Source organism: Pseudomonas sp. SDO55104_S430 (assembly GCF_054070595.1).
Window position 1 is genome coordinate 43440 of record NZ_JBSVXG010000009.1, and the last position, 22788, is coordinate 66227.

19 protein-coding genes and 1 pseudogene are annotated in these 22788 nt (G+C 54.1%); 3 read left to right on the forward strand and 17 right to left on the reverse strand.

The features are described 5' to 3' along the window. Positions 1–382 precede the first annotated feature (382 nt). The 4 genes from ACW9JE_RS03095 to ACW9JE_RS03110 all read right to left on the reverse strand — a co-directional run bounded on the left by ACW9JE_RS03095 (position 383) and on the right by ACW9JE_RS03110 (position 5255). Entirely contained in the window at positions 383–1273 is an 891-nt protein-coding gene (locus ACW9JE_RS03095; protein WP_457431873.1) for an HNH endonuclease, read from the reverse strand. Further along, positions 1270–2940, reverse strand: coding sequence for an AAA family ATPase (locus ACW9JE_RS03100; protein WP_457431874.1), 1671 nt, complete (start codon positions 2938–2940; stop codon positions 1270–1272). The genes ACW9JE_RS03095 and ACW9JE_RS03100 overlap by 4 nt, the downstream gene beginning before the upstream one ends. A gap of 343 nt (positions 2941–3283) precedes the next feature. Beyond that, on the reverse strand, positions 3284–4015 hold the full coding sequence (locus tag ACW9JE_RS03105; RefSeq protein WP_457431875.1) for a DUF6710 family protein: 732 nt from the start codon (positions 4013–4015) through the stop codon (positions 3284–3286). A gap of 310 nt (positions 4016–4325) precedes the next feature. Further along, positions 4326–5255, reverse strand: a complete 930-nt coding sequence (locus ACW9JE_RS03110; RefSeq protein ID WP_457431876.1) for a hypothetical protein — start codon at positions 5253–5255, stop codon at positions 4326–4328. Positions 5256–5535: 280 nt separating this feature from the next. On the opposite strand from ACW9JE_RS03110, the gene ACW9JE_RS03115 reads away from it, so the two are divergent. Continuing rightward, positions 5536–9612, forward strand: a complete 4077-nt coding sequence (locus tag ACW9JE_RS03115) for a KAP family P-loop NTPase fold protein (protein WP_457431877.1) — start codon at positions 5536–5538, stop codon at positions 9610–9612. A 61-nt stretch (positions 9613–9673) separates the two neighbouring features. Further along, positions 9674–9898: a hypothetical protein gene (locus ACW9JE_RS03120; RefSeq protein WP_457431878.1), complete on the forward strand. Its 225-nt coding sequence runs from the start codon at positions 9674–9676 to the stop codon at positions 9896–9898. Here the strand turns inward: ACW9JE_RS03120 and ACW9JE_RS03125 are convergent. After that, positions 9885–11351 (reverse strand): hypothetical protein, encoded by a 1467-nt coding sequence (locus ACW9JE_RS03125; protein WP_457431879.1) that lies wholly within the window; start codon positions 11349–11351, stop codon positions 9885–9887. The genes ACW9JE_RS03120 and ACW9JE_RS03125 overlap by 14 nt on opposite strands. 55 nt (positions 11352–11406) lie before the next feature. Next, positions 11407–12459 (reverse strand): hypothetical protein, encoded by a 1053-nt coding sequence (locus tag ACW9JE_RS03130; RefSeq protein ID WP_457431880.1) that lies wholly within the window; start codon positions 12457–12459, stop codon positions 11407–11409. A gap of 454 nt (positions 12460–12913) precedes the next feature. Here ACW9JE_RS03130 and ACW9JE_RS03135 point away from each other — a divergent pair, with 454 nt between their 5' ends. Then, the gene (locus ACW9JE_RS03135) at positions 12914–13948 is read left to right on the forward strand and encodes a ParA family protein (RefSeq protein WP_457431881.1); all 1035 of its coding nucleotides are present in this window, start codon (positions 12914–12916) and stop codon (positions 13946–13948) included. 74 nt (positions 13949–14022) lie between these two features. Here the strand turns inward: ACW9JE_RS03135 and ACW9JE_RS03140 are convergent, their stop codons facing one another. The 11 genes and pseudogenes from ACW9JE_RS03140 to ACW9JE_RS03190 all read right to left on the reverse strand — a co-directional run bounded on the left by ACW9JE_RS03140 (position 14023) and on the right by ACW9JE_RS03190 (position 22702). Next, positions 14023–14544, reverse strand: a complete 522-nt coding sequence (locus ACW9JE_RS03140) for a hypothetical protein (RefSeq protein ID WP_457431882.1) — start codon at positions 14542–14544, stop codon at positions 14023–14025. A 423-nt stretch (positions 14545–14967) separates the two neighbouring features. Continuing rightward, positions 14968–15258, reverse strand: a pseudogene (gene tmk / locus ACW9JE_RS03145) (dTMP kinase); the annotation flags it as partial. Positions 15259–15277: 19 nt separating this feature from the next. After that, positions 15278–16531, reverse strand: coding sequence for an endolytic transglycosylase MltG (gene mltG / locus ACW9JE_RS03150; RefSeq protein WP_457431883.1), 1254 nt, complete (start codon positions 16529–16531; stop codon positions 15278–15280). Positions 16532–16534: 3 nt separating this feature from the next. After that, positions 16535–17350 (reverse strand): aminodeoxychorismate lyase, encoded by an 816-nt coding sequence (gene pabC, locus ACW9JE_RS03155; protein ID WP_457431884.1) that lies wholly within the window; start codon positions 17348–17350, stop codon positions 16535–16537. Further along, the gene (gene fabF / locus ACW9JE_RS03160) at positions 17350–18594 is read right to left on the reverse strand and encodes a beta-ketoacyl-ACP synthase II (protein ID WP_457431885.1); all 1245 of its coding nucleotides are present in this window, start codon (positions 18592–18594) and stop codon (positions 17350–17352) included. Before fabF ends, pabC begins: the two co-directional genes overlap by 1 nt. 112 nt (positions 18595–18706) lie before the next feature. Then, a complete protein-coding gene (gene acpP / locus ACW9JE_RS03165) occupies positions 18707–18943 on the reverse strand; it encodes an acyl carrier protein (protein ID WP_025261008.1) in 237 nt (78 codons plus the stop codon). A gap of 196 nt (positions 18944–19139) precedes the next feature. After that, the gene (gene fabG / locus ACW9JE_RS03170; protein ID WP_175376097.1) at positions 19140–19880 is read right to left on the reverse strand and encodes a 3-oxoacyl-ACP reductase FabG; all 741 of its coding nucleotides are present in this window, start codon (positions 19878–19880) and stop codon (positions 19140–19142) included. A gap of 16 nt (positions 19881–19896) precedes the next feature. Next, complete coding sequence (fabD, locus tag ACW9JE_RS03175; RefSeq protein WP_457431886.1) at positions 19897–20835, reverse strand: ACP S-malonyltransferase; 939 nt, start codon at positions 20833–20835, stop codon at positions 19897–19899. A gap of 128 nt (positions 20836–20963) precedes the next feature. Next, a complete protein-coding gene (plsX, locus tag ACW9JE_RS03180; RefSeq protein WP_175376099.1) occupies positions 20964–21974 on the reverse strand; it encodes a phosphate acyltransferase PlsX in 1011 nt (336 codons plus the stop codon). Between the two features lie 4 nt (positions 21975–21978). Further along, positions 21979–22161, reverse strand: a complete 183-nt coding sequence (rpmF, locus tag ACW9JE_RS03185; protein WP_003179396.1) for a 50S ribosomal protein L32 — start codon at positions 22159–22161, stop codon at positions 21979–21981. A 13-nt stretch (positions 22162–22174) separates the two neighbouring features. Next, entirely contained in the window at positions 22175–22702 is a 528-nt protein-coding gene (locus tag ACW9JE_RS03190; protein ID WP_224539660.1) for a YceD family protein, read from the reverse strand. Positions 22703–22788 lie beyond the last annotated feature (86 nt).

A 22788-nucleotide genomic window follows, 5' to 3' on the forward strand; every position in this document is an offset into this window, starting at 1 on the left:
TTGAGCGGCCGTGGATCTCTAGGATATTGCCCTCACTTTGGTCGAATCCCTCATAACAACTTAGTCATCCACGTCACTGCTAGATATAAAACACAACTTTTATCCATATTCTCCATTGAGATTGCAGTGTATCAATAAATGCTAAATACAGAAAAAGCGTCTTTAATTGACGTACCCTATACACCGTCTCAACGACACCAGCCCGGCAATTAAAAACTTTCCGCTCTGGTCAAGCTTTTAAAAACTTATCATCAGCCAATACCTGCAACATCCCACTGATTTACACCAGAAGAACGCCCTATTGAAAACTCTGAACATTCAAATCTGGCAGGTGACATAACCAAGACGCTTTCGCCAAGACGCCTAGCCCTGACACACCTTGCTATAGATTGTCGATGTCGTCTAAAACATCATCAGATAATGGCAGTACCTGCGCGAAACCTCCGTCTGTAAATTCGTTGTGCCGTGCCAGTGCCCTCAATAGCGTCGGGCGCCAATGATTCAAATAGAATTTACCCTTCTCGAAACGAGCCTGCAGACTTAGGAAGGATTCGACGGAAGCTTGCCCACCAACGCGATGCTGAAGGTGAAGAGAGATCGCATGACTGGAAATGTAGGTGTTTACCTCTTGCTCGTAACGATCATTTAGGTTCAACGAGGTCATCTGTCGTGTAAGACGATTGGCATAACCCTCCGGTAACTCTACTTCGGTTGAAATGCTGAAGGTAACGACCAAGCCACCACCCCGCATATCTATGCTCGCTTCGAGGAATGGCTCGTCGGGCATGATGTCAAAGTAAGCGTGAATGAAGCGTGATTCCTCGTCATCTTGATCTCCAAATCCCGCCAGTTTTGTATGGTTGCAGGCGTGGCAGAGCGGAACAAGGTTGCGCGGGTATATCGAAAGCATCTTGAATTCTGACCGCGGTAAAAAATGGTCGAGCTCAACAGGGGGAGTGATTCCACAAATGGGGCATAACTCAACGCCTTCGAATAAGCGCTCCCGCAAAGGGTAAAGCTGTCGACCCTCCTGCGTTTTGTCATATGCCGCTTCCAAGGCATCAATCAGTGTTCCAGGGAGCTCATTACCCTTCAGAGTGTTGGATGCTACACCCCGATCTGCATCGTAACGATCATAGACAGCAAGCACTTGAGTGATCTCTTGCTCTGTAATCGTATGGCCACGCGACTCCTTCTTATACGTATAACGCTTGATGGCTTTGACAAGATCTTCTTGTGCCGAATGACGGGAAGGGGTGGGGATATTTTTCATTTTCTCTTACGATCCTTCGCCATCCTCGTCAATACATAGCCCCGTGCTTGTCCGCTAAGCCCAGGTTCGAACACCGCATCGATTTCATCGAAATCTGCATAGTCTTCAACCAGCAGGTCTAAGGCCCGGTGGTAATCCGTACTTGACGCTGTCAAGCCAAAACTGTCGTAAGAAAGGATGCCTATATTTTCGCCAAAGGTCTCGAGTTTGGGCTGTTCGACAGTCAGCTTCGAGCCATTCCTACTCACATAGCGTACATGACGGGCAAGGGTCTCTTGCAACATGACAGGGGAATGGGTCGCGACGATACAGAATGCGTTCATCTCAATCAGTACTATCCGGACAGCATGTATCAGTGCCGCCATAAGCGGCGGATGAAGATGTGCCTCTGGCTCATCAAACAATACCAGCGACCTTGGTCGTGTATTTGCCACTAATGAAGCAATCACATGCAAAGCAATTTTATGGCCCGTGCTCCACTCCATAAAAAGACGCCTGGCTCGAGCTGATGCCGATAGAAGAATATCTAGTTGGCTGTTCAGATCTGCGAAGGAAGGATCTGCCGCAAGTGGTGCAACAGCGGCTTTGAAAAGATCAAGCATCTCATTCTTACGTATACGAGCAAGAAGCGTAACGAATTCATCCGCAAGTTTGTCGACTGATTTTAGTTTGGTGGACGTGCGTCTTTCCACCAGGATCTCCGTTTCTTCGTCCTCTTCCGAAGCCTTTTCTTCAGCTCGTTTTACATCCTCACGCACCTCAGCGACGATGTCTCTTAACCCGCAAAACACGAAGCGCCCCTCGCCATTTTCTATATCATCTGTGATTTGTGAGAGGTCACGAGCGACCAAGCCTGGGACGATGAAACTGTCGAAAGCGCTATAGGAAATCGTAATAATGCGCATGAAACCGATTGCTTTTGGCTCCAATTGGCCTAGAGCCTTCATTTTTTTTGTCGCACGCTCTTGCGGGGAAGCAAAGGCAATACGTGCGAGGCGAGACAGCAGCGTGCTCTTACCTGTTCCATTTCTCCCAACGAGAACAATCATCCTCTCCGGTAACAACATTTTCTTACGACTTGGCCCCAAGCGGCGGTATGCCCCCGTGTACCCCTCCGGTTTCGGAGCACTAAAGTCGAAATCTATCGCTTTGGCGGCTCCAGCAGGCTTGTAAGAAAACAGTTCTTTAATGTCAGGTAGAGCACCGAAACTTCCTTCATACAGTGTACGAGCATCCTGTAAAAACTCAGCCCAATCGTAATTATCACGAAAAAGCGATGTCTCCCACCCCTTTTCGTCTTTAAATTTTTCCACAAGGTCTGGAAAAGCAACTACATCATTGAGTGCTCGCATAATCGAAGCACGGTGTTTCTCTGGAATTTCATTTAATCGCTGATAGTAATCAAGACTGGTCCCTACAGAGGCCCATTGAGCATTAAGACGTGTAAAAGGCTCTGTCAGAAGCGTAGGATCGAGCTTCGTCTGCCCTCGTTTCAAAATCTTGACTCCGCCGATGTAGATGACGTCATCATTCTTGGATGTAGGTTGGTAATGCAGATGGTAAAGCGTTTGAAAACTAAAGTCGTTCCAATCGTCTTGCTGCAATGCAAAGCGGGTGTCGATGTCCTGCAAGGCGTGGCGCGAAGGTGGGTAGATTCCAATCGGCATCGGCGAATCCATTCATTAAAGGGTTACTGAAAGAGCTAACCCGCATTGCACCACGGGCTCATACTCACAATTGCATTCACTAGAATGCGCACCAGATTACCGTCTATCTACCACTGAGTGATCGTCAAGTACCATAAAAATTTTACATAGCTTAGAAATGATTGGCTTCAGTATCCATACGCACCACAACCCAGCCTGCCCTGGCCTAACTGACCCAAAAATTTTATCGTGATTGAAATACGAGAAAAACACAGACGCGCAACCAACCGATACGTTTTCATTGAGTCATCCCTGCACAGTAGGTAGGCAATGATAAAAAGGTGATAAACTGCCTCTCTTAAAGCTAATATGATTCATGATTACGTGCTTGATCTCTCATCGACTTGAATGCTGAAAAATTCAAATCATGCATCATTCTCCCGATCTCAAAGACCGCAGCTCTACGGACATCCTCAACAGGAGTAAGCTGCCCCGTACGATCCGAAAAAAACCTCCCATCACAATTAATTTCTTCGAACAAATAGCTCATATCGAATACATATTCTGGTGTAATCTCTCCTTCGCCAGCTAATATTCCCGCAGTGATAGAGTGATTCCCCCCGTTCACAAAACCAATACCCCAAGGCAGCCATAACTCAACCTGATGGTTATTATCCTGGCGCCAAGGTCCTTGACTCACCCGACTCCATTTATTCTCACAGACAATCTCTTTATCCGATCCAATTGTAGCTAACGCATCAACATAACGACCAAAATCCCAAGCCCAAGGGAGCACAATGTCTCGTGACAACCTCAGACTGAAGGCCTCGCTTCCCAATCGTGCTCCTCTAAAGTTAACACCGTCAGAATCGAATATACGATCGCGTATAGCTTCTCCGAAAAACGTAAACGATCCAATCGTTGGCAGAGCATCTTGCCCTCGTTCCGCAACACCTAGAAGGTACTCAGACTGAAGTGGGCGCAAGATAGCGCGTACGAGGTCAACTAATCCACGTGGATTAGTCTGAGCGATAAGCTTTGCCGTTTGGATAAGCTGCTCAAAGTGAGCAATTGATTGCGATTTAGTATTATCCATTAAACACCTTAAAATAAGGACTGCTATTCAAAACCCCCAATCATGCCATTCTTAAAATCACTACAACCAAATGTTTTCTGCTTAAAGCCAAATCTTGATTAGCTTACATGCTGCGACCAGAAATCATTTGGATACATCTGTTGACGTCAGAATGGCATTTTAGGCGGCTAATGGCGCCACCAAGTCGCGACAAAGGGTACTTTTAGAATGCGCTTCAAGTGCACTCACAGTTGCCTAGATCAGCTAACCATTCCTCAAAATCGCTTCAGGACTGTCCTCAGCAGACACTGCCCCTACTCGCCTATATCGCTCACGGGGTCGACCCATTTCTGGTCAAGTGGGCGACATTGAGATCAGTGGACCGGACCATTTGGCGAACCAGCAGGAAAATCCCCGCTTCGAGCTCCGCCAATCGAACTGAAATTGAATGCGCACTGGAAAAATTCCGCAGAGATGTAAGGAACAGTCGGTAGCCCTTCGCGTTCAGGGCGAAACCAAGCCCCTCACTGAGGACTTCGTCCAGCACAGCGTATTTATCAGGATCCACCATACGCAAATGTTTGCTGGCAAAAGAAACTCTTAGCCCACGAATTTTTATACCTTCTGCAATGGCCTCTTCATCACTGAGATCAGGGGTTCGCTTCAACCATTTTTCGAGAGCACTCTCTAACTCATCTTTATTGTTCAAGCGACCTAGATTTCCCCAAACGCGCTGTCCATCGCCCCATCTGCACACCTCTTCACTGAACACCAAGACATCGACCTGCTCGCCCGCTGCTATGCCCTCCCAGATCTTTTCGACTTTTTCGGTGGTATCAAACTCAATGCGCGCCAGTCGAATCGCGCTATTGAGTGCAGTCCGTGAAAAACGAAAGCCGCAAAAATCCAAATCCTCGGACTCAACGTTCCGGCTTTGCGTATTGAAGTCACTGCTCGTGCGCATCACCCCATCAGAGCAAGCGAAAGGCCAAGGAATACCGCCTGCACTGAGTGTTGCCGCATCGCAAAATGGGCAGGCGTGCACCCATTGGGTTTTCGAAAAACGCTCGAACAGTTTTGTATGGTTGTTTTTCTTGAGTACGGCACTGAGTGTCCGACCATTTATCCGAGCAAGCAGTGCCCCACAGGTATGTTTATTCGTTGTCATACTGAATTCAGAGACTCGTAGCGATGAATGAAAAAGCTGGGATTTTTCAGCGGTCTCATGGGTGGTGTGGTAATGCCTCACAATCTGGGTCATGGATGGAAAAGCCTGCGACCACGTTGGGAGTCCTCCGTCAGCCTGGGTACCTGATTCAAAAAAACATTGCCTCATAGGACTCTCTACCGTCACTTGAAAAATGGGGCAGCCCAGGATGGCAACTCAGCCCGTACCTTGAGTAGCTCTCGCGGACGCCCCTAAAACAGCCTCCCAATAACGGGAACACGAAGATGTCTAACGATCACTGGTCTCCAATCGCTGATCGCAGTAACCTTCTTCCCACAATAGCTAAACGCCATGTGAGATTAGGGATGATCGAATGCTAGATTCTCGTCGCTCAATGCCTGCTGTGCTGGATCGCCACATCGAAATAGAAGAACAGGATGCTTTCGGCCATCGGCACTACGCACAAGCATTGCGCTGCTTGATCGAGGATGAAAACCACAAGCCGCCTTTCAGCATTGGTCTGTTGGGAGGTTGGGGCACCGGCAAAAGCTCGGTGAAAGAACTCTACACACGAGCTCTGAATAACGACACTTCAGCCGCAGGCGGACGTCAACCACGCAGCCAACGCTTCAAAAGCATTACCTTCAACGCCTGGCGTTTCGGCGGGAAGGAACAGGACATCAAACGCGCATTGCTTCGTCATGTTTTCCTTGAGTTGGGTGGTGACGAAGGCAAGCTTCATGACGAGCTTTACCGAAATGTAACGCATACCGAATCGGTCACCAAATCGATAGGTGCGTTGACCAAACAGCATCTGATCAGTTGGGCGGCTCCAGTGCCCGCCTTCGCGATCGCCTTCATCACCTACCTGCTCTTTATCGCGGCCGGCCTGAAATGGCTGCCACTTGATAATGGCCTCACTCAGTCATTTTTCATCGCGGCCGTTAGTGGCATCTATGCCTACTTGATCAAGGTGATGAAACCCTCCGCAGTCAGCCCGTTCAACACCATCACCCGGGTGCATTTGCCCAGCGTCAACGCCGAGCAATATGAAGAACTACTGCTCCAACAGCTGCGTAAGTTCAAACCCACCAAAGGCAACGCAGTGCCTTACGAACGCCTCGTCATATTTGTAGACGACCTCGATCGTTTATCGGCAGAGGAGATGGTCTTGGGCCTGGACGCCGTCAGAACGTTCATGGAGATCCCAACAGACAAGCTTCCTGAAAACCTGGGACTCGTGTTTGTCATTTCCTGTGATGAAGGCAAAGTCGCTGATGCCCTTTCGCGCCGGCGCGGCAACCCCGAGCAACCTGGCTCCATTTTCAACCCCACTGATGCCAGGCGTTACCTCGATCGAATCTTCCAATTCAGGTTGGAAATCCCTCCACCACCACGAAATGATATGCGCCAGTTTGCGCTATCAAAGCTCAAAGCGTTTCCGGATCTTGTGAAGGAGATCGCGGACAAAGGTGCATCGGTTGAACAGGTCGTCGACCGCATGATTCACGCCAACGTTACCGACCCGCGCAACGCCCTTCAAATAGTCAACGCTTTCACGCAAACCTGGTGGCTTGCCAAAACCCGAGAACTTGACGCAATTGGCAGTGAGCGCCCGGGTGGCCTGCATGAAGGCGCGGTCACCCAACACCCCATCGCGCTCGGTGCACTCAGCGCAGCCCGCGTCAGCTTTCCAGCATTCTATCGAGATCTGCAGGAAGACCCTCAGTTGCTGTTTCGCCTGACGAATCTCATGGTCAGACAGACACTCCTGAAAGATGAGCCTTTGGATTCCCACCACGTACTCAAGCGATACGTCGCGGAAGACAGTAGTGGAAAAACGATACTGGTGGAGGGATGTCGAGATCTGCGGCAGTTCCTGGCAAGCCTAGTAGGAACGCCATGGCCAGAGTCACTGCAAAGCCTTTTATTGCTTACAGAGGATTCAGTGACCCGCCAATATGGCGGCCAAGCAACAAGAATCTACGGCTATCTGGTATCCGGGGATACCCAAGGCTTTCTGGAAGCCCTCTCCCCGCGCGCCAATGACTATCTCAGCGATCAGGAAGTACAACTGCTGCATGGCATGCTCAGCGAGCTACATCGCACCGAAGAAGCCCTCAAGTTCAACGCCATGCGCGTGGTCGCGGATATTATTGACCGCCTGCCGCCACGTACCCGGAATTTGGTTCTCGGCATCCTGAGCAATGACATTGTGACATCCCCAGAACTCAGGTCACTGCTCGGCATTGAAAAAATTGGGCGAGTCACTGCCGTCGCTAACTCCGTCGACCAGCAACACATAGCGTCTGTCCTTATTGATGAACTGCTCTCGAGTGGAAAAGTGAGCACAATGCGCCTGCCGACAGGCCAAACACCTAATATGGACGAGGCGATTGGCATGGCCAAGGGAGCCGTCGAAATCGCCTTGTCCGTGCTGGCTGCGCATGGGTTACCGGCTCAAGCAAAAGAGTCGCTTTCGAAATGGCTGTCAGAGCGCACTGTCTCCGCTGCTGCTGGTTCAATTACGCTCCCCTTCATCGAACTCCAACAATGGGTTGATCGCTACGAAGCCTCATTACTGCCAGAAATCGGGGATGTCTATGTCGATCAGCTGACGACAGCGCTCCACCATTTTGAGGAAAAAGCGAGCGATGACATTGAGCCGCTTGACACTCTGGATATGCCACTGACCGCGACGCGAATAAACACCGTCTGGGAGCGCCTGGCAGGTGAGGGAGGAGAAAGTCGCGAGCGGCTGTGGGAGCAGATCACCCACCTGTCTACCATGCGCGCCCCTGAGATGGCGGAATGTGTGATACAGGCCTTGGAGCGGTACATCTCCCATACTGATGACGAGCACTTACTGGAATGCCTGACCCGATTCAGCCGTCGAGTCGCTGAATTCAAAGAAGCACCACTCGACTACAAACGCGCATTCAGCTTGGTCGTTAACCTTGGCGCCGAGCGTCGAGCACACTTCAAACGAGAACACTACGAAGCTTATGCCGATTTTGCTGTCGCACTGAGTGAAATTGCCGACTGCGAACAAGATGCGGCCGACGTCTTCCACACCGTTGTCGCACCTAAAAAACCAGCAGTTAGCAGCGTGGCCAAAAGATGGATCAGCCACCCACTCGAACAAGTCCCAAGCGTATGTCGCATTGCGCTGTTCGAGGCATACGAGCATTTACCTGAAGAAGACCGACTAACACTCGCCGACCATTTGACAGCGTTGACTACTCGCACAGTACTCGATGACGAGGATGAATCACTTTACACGGAAGCTGCGACCCACATCCCTGAGCAGTATTGGGGCGAAAGTACCCTTAAAGCCCATTTGGATGGTTTGCTACCCATTCTGCTGACCAGAATCGACAGCTGGGATAGCTACCTGGCTCACGTGATTCCAGGGTTCTCACTGGTGTTCATCCATGCATCACAAGCCGTCCTTGGTCCATCGTTACAAAAGCTGTTCAGCAGCTCCAGAACGGAAAAAAACACGCTTGAATCGCTGCACCGCTACTTCAAGGGGCGCTGGCCGACCGTAGAGCAACTGCCAAATGGATACGCGCCGAACAGTCTCTTCATGGAAGCCTCACAGGTAGCCGTCGCATCGCCAGGCTTCGTCGGCCAGCACACGCTTGCCTCCATGGAAAGCATGCTGACGATGGGAATCGTGCCGGCCGATCTACACCCACAGTTGATCGAAACAGCCTGTCTGGTTTGGCAGCAGCGACCTGCAGAGGCGGTAGAGTTTCTGAGTTCAGGCAACAAAGAAATGTCGGTCACCCAGATAGCCGCTCTGTGTGAAGCCATCGATTTCAATACCTCATTGCAAGTCGACATGCTGGAGCACACCTGGAAAGCGTTGATTCCTGAGTTAGCCATTTCGGATCGCACCGAAGCCACCAAAGCTGTACTGCTCAAAGGCTCGCTCGGTAATGTCAACGATCCTGACCTCGCCTTCAGCGTATGGTCCCGCGCACTTCAGGGAAAAGCATTCCATGAGCTCAAGACGCTGTTACTGGGCAACGAGATCAATGATGAACAGCGCAAGCGCGTGCTCGGCCACATTGTCCATGTCCGTCAGGATGAGAAAGAGTCGAGGGAATTGCTGCAATTAGCAGTGCAGCTACTCAAGCTTCCTGAAAGCCCGCTCACGTGGGGAGCCGTCAACGCATTGCGCTCGGAGCTCAACAAGCGGTTGGTGACTCCAGAGCAAAGGCTGGCCTACGCCAAGCTCTTGCTGGGCGAGCTTGCGGATGCGGCGTCTGACACTGCGAAGGGATACATGGCTGGGTGGGCCAAAACGCTGGGTACTGAGGCGGTGTTGAAAGAAGTGAGGCCCGAGAATTTTTCCGAGGGAGATATAAATATCATCAGTACTGCCTTCGGCCCGAGCCGCACCTTGACGGGGTTAATCAAACGCTGGACAAATCACCGGTAACGCTTGGCTATCTCACCAGTTCAAGGGCAATACGTTTCAGACAGTCAATCATGAAGAGGACATGAGCATGGTCGTTTCTGAGGGGCAGTTGCGCGGGGCATTCAAGGGATTCAAGGATACCGACACTGTCTTCGAATTCTATGGCGGTCGAAAATGGCAACAAGCAATTTACCAATACGAATACTTCTACGCCTACATGCCACGAGCGAAGGTAGTCCAGGAGGGAGGTGTTTATGTGCTCAAGGTGGAAGGGATGACGAGCAGCGTAATAGTCAAGCCCGCTTGAGGTTCAGTGAACGATCGTCTACACGATAACTCAGCGACTCTCGTTCAATAGACACAATAATCGGTGGGTCTAGCGTTAGCCACTTCTCATTACTGCGATCCATCCCGGAGCCATTGTGCTTAGGTTTAGGCATTGCCGGCGGAACGACTCTACGCTGCTGATTGGCAGGTTCGCCCGAAGGATCTTTTTTGTCGACTATCGCTGGCGCACTGTGGGTGAAGGCGAAAACAACGACCCCAATCGCCGATAGGCCAAGGATGGATAGTCCGACGATACTGACTCGACGAAAGATCCCCTCTGCATCCCCTATTGGTTTTTCAACCATTTTTTTGAATTCGGCTGTCGAGAGAAAACGGTACAGCTTCGATTGCCACTCTGCACGCAGGGCTTGCTGAATTTCGATAAACTTCCAGCCAGAGAATACATTCATCGCGGTGTAGCCGAGAGCCACAACCATAACGACCGTAATAAGATAGGGGTTGATCTGAACTGTTAGTCGAGCCGCTATCAGCCCCAGGCCTACCGTTAACGCGGTAGCGATCGCAGCTACGGCTTGTCTCGTCGCATCGGTGGCTTTGGAGGCCTCTTCAGTCACCGCCTTACGAAGATCACCCAGCGACTTTAAGGTGTCCTTTGTGATCTCGGACACTGCCATTTGATAGGCGATTTTTGCGCATTCGAGAGCAGCGGCCAGATGCTCTCGAAAATATTCAGCGACCTCTCCGTCTGACCTTCCTGACCGCGCAATCTCTGCTGAAAGCAGAATATGCTTCACCTCTGCTTCCCTGGCGTTATCGAAAACCCAACCAGCTGCTTCCTGGATGAGCTGAAAATCCACCAAACCAACGTTTTCGGACTCTCCTACCGCAGGGGATTGCGCAAAGGTCAGATTGAGTTTCGGTGGCCCTTTGAACGTCAACGTATTGCCTGTCGAGTCAATTTCGTTGGCAACGCAGCGACTCAGAGCATTGAAGGCATTCGTTGCCCATATCTGTTGATAGGAATTGTCTTCGACTAGGCCTTGGCCCTCCGCGAGCAACCAGTGCCGAACATCCTCAGGAACCGTTCGAATAGTGGCAGATTCCTTCACCAACAACCGCGGTGCCTTGGTAGCCGGTGCCACCTCGAGCATCAGGTCATCATCCCACCCGCAGTACACCCTGGCCCGCGATATGAAGGCCTTGTTTAAACCAAGCAAACGCCAGCGAACGGCCGGGTGCCCTTTCTGCAAATAGTTCCTGAATCCTACTTCTGTGACCAAAAATAGATCATCAACCTGTTCTTGCGCTAAAGGCACTACTTTCTCAAGCTGGATACGGAACGGCGCGAAATCTTCATGAACTTCATCAAGCTCATATTCACTCCCATGGCCGTCAACGATGCTGACCGGCCACGACGCGTCGCTGCCAGCCCGCGCAACCGTAAGGGCCACACTAGAAGACAGATTTGACACGATAAGGCTCGAAGGGCCCTCTGAGATCAGCGCGAGCCCTTTTCGAACCAAGTCGTTAAGCAGATTGGCCAGGCTTAGGTGCAACAACGCTATCCTCCGTGACCATGTCAGTTTCCACGATGATTTGCCTTTTATCGCCTTTGAGTGCTATCACCTTCACATTTGGATTTTCGACCTTGTCCGGGAATAGGATAGTCACCCCCTCCACGGTCATGATCTTGCGCATGTAAGGCTGTTTGAGAATTCTGCGATCCGGTTTGAAACTTAGCTCGTGCACCTTGCTTGTTCTCACCCGCTTACGCGTTTCACGCTCAAGTCGATTGGCAACCTTTTCATCTTCAGGATGACCAGCAGCAATCAGTACCGCTTCGACAATGGCATCCTCGTCAATCTTACTGCGCGAGCCTAGTGACGCCTGGGCCTTCTTGACGGCCTTCGACACATCCTCGTCTGGAAGATCCTTTTTGCAAGCTTGCAAAGTCGCCCTGATCAATTTGCGCGTGATTTCGCTTAGTTCAGTATCAGAAACCGTCCTGGCAACCGAAAGGAAGTCGGCAAAATAATCTGCGATATCAGGCCCCTGCTTCGTCCGATCAGTAGCCGAAACCTCTTGGCTAGCCACACCACTGACAACGCGTATCAAAGCAGTTTTCTGAATCGCTTTTTTGTCATCAACCAATGCATTCACAATCCGCCGCAGCGCGTTAGCTGGTGCGATGTCGTCCTGCTCTAGCGCCAGCCTGTAGTCATATTTTATTAAGCTGTAAATCTTCACATCAGGATCATTGACTGTGAGCTCGAACATGCACAACACCCCGTCAGCACTGCTGATGACGTGTTGGGTGTTGAAGCTCAGGGCCAAGCTCTGAGCTCCACGCTCAAAGGTGGTGTCACCATTAGCGATGGCCTCGATCTCGCGCCGCGTGGTGGAAAAGCTCTTGAACATGAACACCGGCGCTGCGGCCGTATCCAGAATCTTTCCAACGAAAAAACTTTGCTCCTCCAGTGCCCGCTCTGGCATGGCTTGGAAAGCCTTGGTACCAACGACATGAAGAATCATTCTTCTGATCGTTAGCGACCCTTGCTCTTCGTCCGTAAAAAAGCTCATCTAAACTCCAAGTGCAGCCGCAACTCCCTGCAGGGCAGCAGGATATGCATGCTTGCTGCGATCGCTCAGGCAAGTAAATAGGGTTTCAAAAATAGGCGCCGAACGTCACATGCACCGTATAGCGGGTTCGGTAGGTAATATCTGATGCTCTCCCCCAGCACGCCAGCATATGTCGAAGCTCGAAATGCTAGCAAGCAGCCATAATCCATTAACCTCTGCTGCCGCCCACATAGCCTAAAAATTGAGATAAAACTCTGTCTGGCTTTCCTCAGCGACCGCGTAGCTACCTTGCCGCGCTTGTGCTTTAAGCCTTCGGTAAGCGCGTTCACACCCAGCGCTGGCCCTTATCAATCTCACCCGCCGATCAAATGGTTCGTACAATTTTGATTGCACGACTCAAAATATTGACCTACGATCAACAAATACTCACAGAGTAATGATCGAGAGTCAATATATGTTGAATGCATTGCTTTTAAAACGTGCGATGAAGTATCTCAATCTCAGTGGCGTAGCCTTGGCTGAAAAAGTCAGTGCCCTGCGAGAAGATGGCAGGCGCACTGCACCTGAGACAATCAGCCGATGGCTGAACGGAACGCGGCCAGTTGACCCATTTCTCATGGGTTGGATTGCGGAAATGGTGCGATCCAAGGTTATGACGGACGATAGACCCCGAGTTCAGCTACCCAAAGCAGGGCTGATCATTGCGATCGCCAATCTGAAAGGTGGAGTCGGCAAGACAACTGTCGCTATGTACCTTGCCGCGATTGCAAAATCGCTTCGCTTGAAAACGACATTCCTCTTCGCCGAATACCCCAAAACAAGGCCATACGCGGAACACATCTTTCGCAGCCTGGAAGCACTTAAGATTGACTGCCCTGCGATCAGTCCACAGGGCATTCTCGCCTACCGACCGACAGCAGGTGAGATCGTGATTGTGGACGTTGCTAACAGCGTCACCCGCGACTCTTTCCTTCCCCGCGAAAACTCAGAAGATCGCCTCAAGGCAGATACCAAGGGCTTCCTAAAAAAATTCCATCCAGACATCTACTTGGTGCCAGGCGATTTCAGCAGCAGCCTGGACAATTGGGCACTCAAAGACTTTATCGACAGTGATGCGCTGGATGCTCCGGTGCAGCTACTGCACCGCCCACGCCTGATGTGTATGGATTTTGCTGCGACCGCAAGCGCCGACGGGCTTGATGTGACAACCGAACTATTCTGCCCTTTCTTCATCCCTCAGGCGGTGTCTACATCATCTGCGTTGCCTCGCGATTTCATGAGCGCGTGGGAGAATCTGGATCAACAACATCATCACTACCAGCTATTCGAACATCTTTTGCAATTGCTGGGCGGGGAGATCATTGACAGCTATCAGGTCATTCAAAATGTACAAAACGCAAGTCTCGCCGACCTTCTGGACTTGGCGGAGGACTCACCACAGTTCAGAAAAGATCGCCTGAGTGCGGCTGCTTTGGGAGAAAACACTTAACGTACCCAGCTCAGGAAGCCGTCGGTGTCCCCGTGGCGGCTCACCTCATGCTTAGGGTCTTACCCTTCCCAGCATTAGAGTCCCAGATCCTCAGCCAGCGTCAACTCCCAGATAGCCTCACAGTCCGCTGCGGCCAAGAGCCCCCTCATCTGATCAGTCAAATCGGCCCAGCCTAAACCAGACTGATCGCTCCAAGAGTAGTCCAAATCCGCCAAGCACTCTCTGACCCGCTCTCGGACCAACCGAGAAAGTATTTTCATCACCGAGTGATTTTTTTCAGGGCATTCCTCCCGGAAACCGTCACCACCATCACTGACAACAAGATCGTCACCCATCTGCCTCAAAGAGAATTGTCCCGAGAACAGGATGGTGCGCAGGTGCGACTCAATCGCAGACTCATTGAAGAAGCCTCTAGCAGCATCCCAAATGACACGGACTTTTTCTTCCCTGAAACTGGAAGCGCAAGCTAAACAGGCGTAGATGCGGTCAGGCTCCGCTCGCATCAAAAAATCAAAGCCATAGACCCTTGCGTCTTTGTATGGAAAAAATGCGGGCCCGCGACCATAGATTTTTACGTACCGTTTCCTAGCCTTCATTTGCTCACCTCATCACTACCCTATTGACATCAGGTTGCATGTGAAGCCTAAGGTATTCTTAGGTTTAGAAATAGATGACGAGATCACCAAAACGGCACGACAGGCGAGAGAGGGACGCGCAGGCGGAAGGCCATTGGAACCAAAATGTAAACGTGGAAAGGCCCAGTTTTATTGGCGTTCAGGGCAGGTGGGAGATGCGGGATCGCATAGATTCAAGCATCTAGGTTTACATTTGCCTATCTGAAAAAAACTTTAGGAAGGGGTTTACATTTCTGCAGATTCAGGTGTTAAAATGAAGACAAGAAAGAAGCTCTCTTCTTCCAGAACCCATGTAAAATAAGGGCTCTAGGCCAAAAGATAGGAATCGCGGGGTAAGCAAGATGATTGTTTACCTTGATCTGAATTCCGAATTAAGCCACATGCGAACCTGTCGCACAAAACCACCGCGCCACGGGCCAACGCCGGGCGAATCACCTCGGACAGATGCTGGGCGCGAGCGGCGAACACCAGCAGCAGTTCGGTGTCCGGATTCATCACCTCATCGACCGGCGCCAGCAGCACTTCACGGATGCGCTCGGCCAGTGGCGTGCCACCGGGTTCGCGGGTCAGCACGACCTCGATGCCGGCAGCGCGCAGGCGCTCGGCCAGGTATTCGCGATTGGTGCTCTTGCCGGCGCCTTCCGGGCCTTCCAGCGTAATAAACAAGCCAGTCACAGGCAGTCCTTAGTCAGAGTCATTGCGAGCCTTGCGGTGCGTTGGTTTCCGGCTCGGGAGCAGGCGCAGGTTCTTGTGGCGGAACCTGCGGCAGCGCTTCTGGCGCGGTATCGGGCGAGGCGGCGGGGATCGGTGCCTGCTCCTGCCCGGCGCCGGATTCGGCTGGCGGAGTTTCAGGCGCATGAGACTCCAGAGCCTGTGTCTGTCCGGCCGGGGCCGGCGCAGTCTCGGTACCGTTGATCGGCGCGGGGCTTGAGCGATAGTCCGCGCGACGCTTGAGCTGGAATTCACGCACCGCGTTATTGTGGGCGTCCAGGTCGTCGGAGAACACGTGGCTGCCATCGCCCCGCGCCACGAAATACAAGCTGCTGCCCGCCACCGGATTGAGTGCCGCATGGATCGCTTCGCGGCCGACCATCGCAATCGGCGTCGGCGGCAGGCCGGCGATCACATAGGTGTTGTACGGCGTCGGCTCCTTGAGATGAGCGCGGGTCAACTTGCCGCTGTAACGATCGCCCAGGCCATAGATCACCGTCGGATCGGTCTGCAGCAGCATGCCGATCGCCATGCGTCGCACGAAGACGCCGGCAATCTGCCCACGCTCCTGTGGCACACCGGTTTCCTTCTCCACCAGCGAGGCCATGATCAGGGCTTGATAGGGTTCGGTGTAGGGCACGTCCGCAGAGCGCTGGTTCCACTCTTTGGCCAGCACTTCATCGAGGCGGTCGTAGGCGGTCTTCAGCAACTCGACGTCGGTCATGCCGCGCACGAAGCGGTAGGTGTCCGGGAAGAAACGGCCTTCAGGGAAAATCCCGGCATGCCCGAGCTTGTCCATGACCTGGCTGTCGCTCAGAGATTCGAGGGTGTGCTCCAGCTTCTCTTCCTTGGCCAGGGCCGCGCGGACCTGACGGAAGTTCCAGCCTTCGACCAGGGTCACGCTGTACTGGACCATCTCCCCACGCTTCCACAGGTCGATCAGCCCTTCCATCGTCATGCCCGGCACCATGCGGTATTCGCCACTGTGCAGAGGTTGCTTGGGAAGATTGAAGCGCCAGTAAACGCGCAGCCAGAACGCGTCCTTGATCAGGCCGTCGGCTTCGAGTCGCAGGAGGGTGCGATTGGGGGTGGTGCCCTTGGGCACGTCCAGCAGTTCTTCCTGAGTGATATTCAGCGGCTGCACCAGCGCCGAATGAATTTTCCAGGCCGAAGCGCCCAACATCAGCCCCGCCAGAACCAGTCCGGTTTCCAGCAGCAGCAAGAATTTACGTCTCACGTATCAAACATCCAGTAGCGCGTGGGCAATGGTTTGGAGTTTACGGGTGAGCGGCCCAACCGGCCAGTGACAGTCGGCATAGGCATGCACCGGCCAAACGCCATACACGCTGTTGCAGACAAAGACTTCATCGGCGCCCCGCAGCTGCTCCAGCGTGATATCGGCGATTTGCGTGGCAATGCCCAAGGACTCGGCCTGGGACAAGAGCTCGGCACGCATCACGCCTTCCACGCCGCAGCGACTCAGATCCGCAGTGATCAGCACACCGTCACGCACCAGGAACAGGTTGCTGAACACGCCTTCAATCACGCGACCGTCCTGATCGAGCATCAGGCCTTCGGCGTGTTCGCTGTCCCGCCATTCGGCGCGAGCCATCACCTGCTCGAGACGGTTCAAATGTTTGAGACCGGCGAGCAGCGGCTGGAGGGAAAGTCGTGTGGTGCACGGGAACAGGCGAATGCCCTGTTCGGCATGGGTTTCGGGGTAAGCCGCGGGAGGGTTGCCCGACAGAATACGGCGGGCCGGGGCCGACGGATCGAAAGCGTAACCGCGAAGGCTGTCGCCACGGGTCACGATCAGTTTGAGCACACCTTCGTTGAGTTGTCCGGCATAGGTCACCAGCTCGGTAACCACGGCCTCATGATCCAGGTTGATCGCCAGTCGCTGGCAACCTCTGGCCAGTCGCACCAGATGGCGATCCAGCATGACCGGAAAGCCATCGCGCACGGCGATGGTCTCGAACAGACCATCGCCATACGCCAGGCCGCGATCCTTCAGCGACAGTGCGTCAGCCGGCTGACCGTCGACCCAGGTCTCCATCAACCCGCGAACCGGCGGAACACCAGCGAGCCGTTGGTGCCGCCAAAACCGAAGGAGTTGGACAGGACCACATCGATATCCATGTTGCGCGCGGTGTGCGGCACGAAATCGAGATCGCAGCCTTCGTCCGGCTCATCGAGGTTGATGGTCGGTGGCGCCACCTGGCTGTTGATCGCCAGCACGCTGAAGATCGCCTCGACCGCGCCCGCCGCACCCAACAGGTGCCCGGTCATGGACTTGGTGGAGCTGACCGCCAGCTTGTAGGCGTGATCGCCGAACACGGTCTTGATGGCCTGGGCTTCGGCGAGGTCGCCGGCCGGGGTCGAGGTGCCGTGGGCGTTGATGTAATTCACCTGGTCGGCGTTGACCTTGGCGTCGCGCAGGGCGTTGGTGATGCAACGGGCAGCACCGGCGCCATCGGCTGGCGGCGAAGTCATGTGGAAGGCGTCGCCACTGGTGCCGAAGCCGATCAGCTCGGCATAGATGGTCGCGCCACGGGCCTTGGCGTGTTCCAGCTCTTCCAGAACCAGGGCACCGGCGCCATCGGACAGTACGAAGCCGTCACGGCCCTTGTCCCATGGACGGCTGGCGCGGGTCGGCTCGTCGTTGCGGGTCGACAATGCGCGGGACGCACCGAAGCCGCCCATGCCCAGGCCACAAGCGGCCATTTCGGCGCCGCCGGCGATCATCACATCGGCTTCGTCGTACATGATGTTGCGAGCGGCCATGCCGATGCAGTGCGTACCGGTGGTACATGCGGTGGCGATGGCGTAGTTAGGTCCCTGTGCACCCAGGTGGATCGACAGGAAGCCGGAAATCATGTTGATGATCGAGCCAGGTACGAAGAACGGAGAAATCCGTCGCGGACCGGTCTCGTGCAGCGTGCGGCTGGTTTCTTCGATATTGGTCAGACCGCCAATACCCGAGCCCATGGCCACGCCAATGCGCTCGCGGTTGGCGTCAGTGACTTCCAGACCGGCGTTGCGTACTGCCTGAAAGCCTGCGGCCAGACCGTACTGAATGAACAGGTCAAGCTTGCGAGCTTCCTTGACCGACAGGTATTCCTCGACATTGAAGCCCTTTACCGAGCCGCCAAAGCGGGTGGAATAGGCAGAAAGGTCGGTGTGTTCGATCAGACCAATGCCACTGCGGCCAGCCAGAATGCCCTGCCAGCTGCTTGGCACATCCGTACCCAGTGGCGACAACATACCCATACCGGTGACTACGACGCGTCTACGCGACACAGCACTCTCCTTTTTTCAAATGACGACGACTTTGGATCAGGCCTAAAGAAAAAACCGCACGCCGTGATAGCAGTGCGGTTTTTCCATGACAGCAAGCAACGATTACAAACTATTAACCCTGGTGGGAGTTAACGTAGTCGATTGCAGCTTGTACGGTAGTGATCTTCTCGGCTTCTTCGTCAGGGATTTCGGTCTCGAATTCCTCTTCCAGAGCCATCACCAGCTCAACGGTGTCAAGGGAGTCAGCACCCAGGTCTTCAACGAAGGAAGCAGTGTTGACCACTTCTTCTTCTTTAACGCCCAGTTGCTCGGCAACGATTTTCTTGACGCGCTCTTCGATGGTGCTCATACCTTGTTTTCACTCCTAATGGACAAATTCAGGCAGCTGGCCAGTGGGCAAGTGTATAGAAAGACTTTTCGGTTTTTCAACCGAAAGCTTTGCTCCGCAAACCCGGTGACCCTCTGCCTATAAATAGATTGCAGCTTTATAACGGATTTTAGACAGCTCGTATGACATTTTTTTGAAGCAATCCGTCACATTTAACCTACATGTACATCCCGCCGTTCACCGGGATTGTAGCCCCAGTCACGTAAGCCGCACCGTCGGATGCAAGAAAAGCGACCACAGACGCGATCTCTTGAGCTTGCCCCAGACGACCCAGCGGAATTTGCGTCTGCAAGGCTTCACGCTGTGCCTCGGGCAGTTCGCGGGTCATATCGGTGTCGATGAACCCTGGGGTCACCGAGTTTACCGTAATCGAACGCGAACCGACTTCACGCGCCATGGCGCGGCTGAAACCTTCCAGACCGGCCTTGGCGGCGGCATAGTTTACTTGGCCTGCGTTGCCCATGGCACCCACTACCGAGCCAATACTGATAATTCGGCCCCAGCGCGCCTTGGTCATGCCGCGCAGAACGCCCTTGGACAGGCGATATAGACTGTTCAGGTTGGTATCGATCACGTCGTACCACTCGTCGTCTTTCATGCGCATCATCAGGTTATCGCGGGTGATACCGGCGTTATTGACCAGAATCGCCGGCGCACCGAATTGTTCCTGAATGCTCGCCAGCACCGCGGCAACGGACTCGTCGCTGGTGACGTTGAGCTCAAGGCCGGTGCCCTGGATGCCGTTTTCCTTCAGGGTCGCAGCGATGCGCTCGGCACCCGATGCGGAGGTCGCGGTGCCGACCACGATGGCACCCTGACGACCCAGTTCCAGGGCGATAGCCTGACCAATGCCGCGGCTCGCACCGGTAACCAGTGCAACTTTACCTTGCAGACTCATGCAAGCTTCTCCTGATTCAGGCCAACGCTGCACGGGCGGCAGCGAAAGCGTCTGGGGTATTGAGGTTGGAAGTCGATACGCCTTCGGCGCAGCGTTTGTTCAGGCCGGCCAGCACTTTGCCAGGACCGCACTCGACCAGATTGGTCGCGCCTTTTGCTGCCAGGGTCTGGACCGATTCGACCCAGCGCACCGGCTGGTAGAGCTGCTCGAGCAGATCACGCTTGAGGGTTTCCAGATCGGCAGGCACGGCGGCACTGACGTTCTGCACCACAGGAATCTGCGGCGCCTGCCAGTTGATCGCAGCAACCGATTCGGCGAAACGCTCGGCCGCAGGACGCATCAGCTCGCAATGGGATGGCACGCTGACTGGCAACGGCATGGCGCGCTTGGCACCACGTGCCTTGCAGCCTTCGATGGCGCGCTCGACCGCGGCCTTGGCACCGGCGATAACCACCTGGCCCGGGGAGTTGAAGTTGACGGCGCTGACAACTTCGCCTTGCGCCGCTTCAGCACAGGCAGCCAGCACATCGGCATCTTCCAGACCGAGGATCGCGGCCATGGCGCCCTGCCCGGCCGGTACGGCCTCTTGCATCAGCTTGCCGCGGGTTTCGACCAGCTTCACCGCGTCGCCCAGGCTCAGACTGCCTGCTGCGACCAGCGCACTGTATTCACCCAGGCTGTGACCGGCGACATAAGCCGGGCGCTCGCCGCCTTGCGCCAGCCACAGGCGCCACAGGGCGATCGAGGCGGTCAGGATGGCCGGCTGGGTTTTATCGGTTTGATTGAGTTGCTCTTCCGGCCCCTGCTGGGTCAGTGCCCACAGGTCATAACCCAGAGCATCGGAAGCTTCTTTGAATGTTTCGAGGACAACCGGATGTTCCGCGCCCAACTCGGCCAGCATGCCGAGGGACTGCGAACCCTGTCCCGGAAAGACGAATGCGAGAGAAGCAGACATGTAACAAGCCCCTAATGATCTTATCGTCGGAGAATTGGTGTCCCGCTATTTGGGGGACGCAAGAAACTGACAGTTGGATGGCCCGATGAACCGGGCGGTCACATTTAAGCATTGTCCGACGAAAACGCCTAAAGCAACAAATCCTCCAGACGGCCGTGTATACGCTCGGGCAGGTTTTCCTGGATCTCGATCAGCGCGCGAGAAATCGCACTCTGAAAGCCCTGTACCCCGGCAGAACCGTGACTTTTCACGACAATCCCCTGCAAGCCGAGGAAACTCGCGCCGTTATGCCGCGCAGGCGCCAGATCCGCCTTGAGACGCTTCATCAACGGCAAGGCCAACGCGCCCACCAGGCGTGACGGCAGACTCTGCTTGAACAATGCCTCGATGCGCCCGCCAATCATGGTGGCCAGGCCTTCGCTGGATTTGAGCAAAATATTGCCGACAAAGCCGTCACACACCACCACATCCGCCTCGCCACGGTACAAGCCGTCGCCTTCAACAAAACCGATGTAATTGATGCCACGCGCACTTTGCAGCAATGTTGCAGCCAGCTTGACCTGCTGGTTTCCTTTTATGTCCTCGGTGCCGATGTTCAGCAGCGCGACACGTGGGCGCACGATACCCAGGGTTTCGGCGGCCACCGAACCCATGACCGCAAACTGCAGCAGGTGCTCGGCACTGCAATCGACGTTGGCGCCCAGGTCGAGCAACTGGCAGTAACCGGTCTGGGTCGGAATCGCCGCGACCATGGCCGGTCGATCGATGCCCGGCAGCGTCTTGAGCACGAACCGCGACAACGCCATCAACGCCCCGGTATTGCCGGCACTGACACAGGCCTGGACCTTGCCATCGCGCAGCAGTTCGAGCGCCACACGCATCGACGAATCAGGCTTGGCGCGCAGAGCTTGGGCAGGCTTTTCGCTCATGGTGATGACTTCGGACGCCGGCGTAATCGTCAGGCGCGCGCGATCCGCAGCCGATTGGCCAGCGATCAATTCTTCAAGGAGGGAGGGTTGACCGACGAGGGTCAGGTGCAGCGAGGGAGTAGCAGACAGGCTGGCGAGGCTGGCCTGGACAATGCTGCGGGGACCGAAGTCCCCGCCCATTGCGTCAATCGCGATGACTTGAGCGGACAAGTGATTACTCGTCAGCGCCCTTGTCGATCACTTTACGACCACGGTATACGCCTTCTGGCGATACGTGGTGACGCAGGTGAACTTCACCGGTGGTTTTTTCTACAGACAGGGTGCTAGCCTCGAGAGCGTCGTGCGAACGGCGCATGTCACGGGCAGAGCGGGATTTTTTGTTCTGCTGAACAGCCATAATTGATTAACTCCTAAACGTTTGGGTCACGCTTTAACTGCGCCAATACACTGAACGGGTTGGACCGCGTTACCTCGTCCTCGCTCGGTTCGGGTTCATCTGCTCCCGCCGGCTGCTGGCATTCTTCCGGATGATGAGCAGGCACAATGGGCAAGGCGAGCAGAAGCTCTTCCTCGATCAGTGACTGCAGATCCAAAGGATCTTCGCCCAGTTCCAGCACGTCATAACCTTTCGGTAACGACTGGGTATTCGCACCCTCCTTCACCACAGCGTAACTGCATTCGCTATGGATCGGCAGGGTGACCAGCTCAAGACAACGCTGGCAAACCATTTTGACTTCGGTGTCGATAAAACTGTGGATCACCACAGATTTACGTTCATCTCGTTCAAAAACGAGTTTTGCCTGCACCGTACCGACATTGTCGGAAAGCGGGTCGCAGAGTCTCTCCAAATTGGCCAGCAGCAGCTCACCTTGAAGGGTGGTGCCACGATCAGCCAATTTGCGCGGGTCAACGTGAGGTGGAATCGGGTCATTCAACATAGGCGCAGCATTATAGGGATGCCCCCGCCCATGTCAAAGGAAATTCAGCCCTGTGCGCCACCTGTAACCCTCGCTAGAATCCGCAG

Coding starts and splice junctions, on each gene's coding strand:
- ACW9JE_RS03140 (WP_457431882.1), bottom strand. CDS start 14,544: ATGAAGGCTAGGAAACGGTACGTAAAAATCTATGGTCGCGGGCCCGCA.
- acpP (WP_025261008.1), bottom strand. CDS start 18,943: ATGAGCACCATCGAAGAGCGCGTCAAGAAAATCGTTGCCGAGCAACTG.
- pabC (WP_457431884.1), bottom strand. CDS start 17,350: ATGGAGACCTGGGTCGACGGTCAGCCGGCTGACGCACTGTCGCTGAAG.
- ACW9JE_RS03095 (WP_457431873.1), bottom strand. CDS start 1,273: ATGAAAAATATCCCCACCCCTTCCCGTCATTCGGCACAAGAAGATCTT.
- ACW9JE_RS03100 (WP_457431874.1), bottom strand. CDS start 2,940: ATGCCGATTGGAATCTACCCACCTTCGCGCCACGCCTTGCAGGACATC.
- ACW9JE_RS03115 (WP_457431877.1), top strand. CDS start 5,536: ATGCTAGATTCTCGTCGCTCAATGCCTGCTGTGCTGGATCGCCACATC.
- ACW9JE_RS03130 (WP_457431880.1), bottom strand. CDS start 12,459: ATGAGCTTTTTTACGGACGAAGAGCAAGGGTCGCTAACGATCAGAAGA.
- ACW9JE_RS03105 (WP_457431875.1), bottom strand. CDS start 4,015: ATGGATAATACTAAATCGCAATCAATTGCTCACTTTGAGCAGCTTATC.
- fabG (WP_175376097.1), bottom strand. CDS start 19,880: ATGAGTCTGCAAGGTAAAGTTGCACTGGTTACCGGTGCGAGCCGCGGC.
- fabD (WP_457431886.1), bottom strand. CDS start 20,835: ATGTCTGCTTCTCTCGCATTCGTCTTTCCGGGACAGGGTTCGCAGTCC.
- ACW9JE_RS03110 (WP_457431876.1), bottom strand. CDS start 5,255: ATGACCCAGATTGTGAGGCATTACCACACCACCCATGAGACCGCTGAA.
- ACW9JE_RS03135 (WP_457431881.1), top strand. CDS start 12,914: ATGTTGAATGCATTGCTTTTAAAACGTGCGATGAAGTATCTCAATCTC.
- rpmF (WP_003179396.1), bottom strand. CDS start 22,161: ATGGCTGTTCAGCAGAACAAAAAATCCCGCTCTGCCCGTGACATGCGC.
- ACW9JE_RS03190 (WP_224539660.1), bottom strand. CDS start 22,702: ATGTTGAATGACCCGATTCCACCTCACGTTGACCCGCGCAAATTGGCT.
- ACW9JE_RS03120 (WP_457431878.1), top strand. CDS start 9,674: ATGAGCATGGTCGTTTCTGAGGGGCAGTTGCGCGGGGCATTCAAGGGA.